At 67.2% G+C, this 1,357-nt stretch carries 2 protein-coding genes and 1 pseudogene; 1 reads left to right on the top strand and 2 read right to left on the bottom strand.

The window, feature by feature from the left end:
• A pseudogene (locus CAPSK01_RS19690) lies at positions 1-541 on the bottom strand (hypothetical protein); the annotation flags it as partial.
• A 96-nt stretch (positions 542-637) separates the two neighbouring features.
• A complete protein-coding gene (locus CAPSK01_RS19685) occupies positions 638-862 on the bottom strand; it encodes a YdaS family helix-turn-helix protein (protein WP_034930830.1) in 225 nt (74 codons plus the stop codon).
• Between the two features lie 173 nt (positions 863-1,035).
• Between CAPSK01_RS19685 and CAPSK01_RS19680 the strand changes: the two genes are divergently transcribed.
• A partial coding sequence (locus CAPSK01_RS19680; protein WP_273704143.1) for a hypothetical protein occupies positions 1,036-1,357 on the top strand: 322 nt, incomplete at its 3' end.

The following is a 1,357-nucleotide window of genomic DNA, read 5'->3' as shown; positions in this document are numbered from 1 at the left end:
GTGGCCCCTCCGGGTCAGCGGAGGGCTCTCCGGGTTCCTTGTTCCGGGTTCCTTGTTCCTTGTTCCTTGTTCCGGGTTCCGCACGGCTCGACCCCCTTGCCAAGTCGCCTTTTGGGGGGTCAAGCCCCAGGCTTGCCCTGGGCTGGCCCTGGGCTTTGTCGTCATCGCATGTGGTGTGAGCCCTGGGCTTTGGGCTCATGGCATCGCAGACGAGCCCGGGGCTTTCGGGGGGTGGCAAGGCGCTGGTTGGCTCTCGGTGGTGCGGGTTCTGGTGCTTGGCGAAGTTGCTCACCTGTATCAAGCCGCGGCCGTCCGGGGCCTTGTAGCGGCAGATGAATCCGTACCGCGCCAGCTCCGCAAGGAGGGGATCGACCTCGATCGAGTCGAATGCGAAAAGCTCGCCCTTGATCCGCTTCGGCCGGTCCTCGAGCCGGCCATCGCGGTCGGCCAGCGTCCACAGGCCAGCAAAGCACAGCCGAGCAAAGGCCGAGCACTCGGCCAAGTCCTCGTTCTTGAAGAATCCCGGCTTCAGATTGCGCACCCTAGCCATCGGCGGCCCTCCATGCTCTTGTGGCCGGCATCCCACACAGGGGCGGACAGGGCATCAACGCACGCATCAGCCAGCCTGTGCGCGCTGTCACGTCGTCACAGTGCTGCCTTCCCGCCCATCCGGCTGCGGCCAGGCTGGCAGCATGTCGTCCAGCGTCACGGCGCCACCAGTGAACTCGCGCACGGCCTTCATGCGCGCGGGTGGCACCCCGTTTGCGCGCCATTGCGACACGGCCGACTGCGTCAGCCCAAAGTGCGCGGCCAGCGCTGTCAGGCGGCCGCGGTCGGCATCAAGCCAGGTCGAGATGTCCATGGCGCGCGACTTTAGCGCGCTCTGTCCGAAGCCGCAAGTGTCGACGTGCCGCATGGTTTGTGCGGGGCACGTTCTTTAGGCTGGGCTATTGACGTGAGGGTGCAGTGTGCCCTAAAGTGCGACCCACTCCCCGCCACTAGCGCGCTGCGCAGTCGGGGCCGGAGGATAGGCAGATGGGACTCGGATCATTCGTCATCGTGCGCACCTACAGCGCCGGCGTGCACGTGGGCACGCTCGCATCACACAACGGCACGATCGTCGTGCTCACCGACACCAGCCGCATCTGGCGCTGGCGCGGGGCCAACACCCTGCACGAGCTGGCCCTGCACGGGCCGGCGGAGGAGTGGACGCGCATCAGCGAGCGCGTGCCTCAGATCACCCTGACAGAGGCGATCGAGCTGATCCCGGTGCAGCCGGAGGCCGAGGGCGCATTCGCGCCGCGGTGGGGCAAGGGAGCGGCGCGTCGGCACCCCGACCCCTGGGATTTGCTCGTAG

Origin of the sequence: Candidatus Accumulibacter vicinus, assembly GCF_000584955.1 — a bacterium.
Classification (GTDB): Bacteria; Pseudomonadota; Gammaproteobacteria; order Burkholderiales; family Rhodocyclaceae; genus Accumulibacter; species Accumulibacter vicinus.
The sequence above is the reverse complement of the archived record's forward strand: the minus strand, read 5'-3'. Positions and strand labels throughout refer to the sequence as shown.

Coding starts and splice junctions, on each gene's coding strand:
- CAPSK01_RS19685 (WP_034930830.1), bottom strand. CDS start 862: ATGGACATCTCGACCTGGCTTGATGCCGACCGCGGCCGCCTGACAGCG.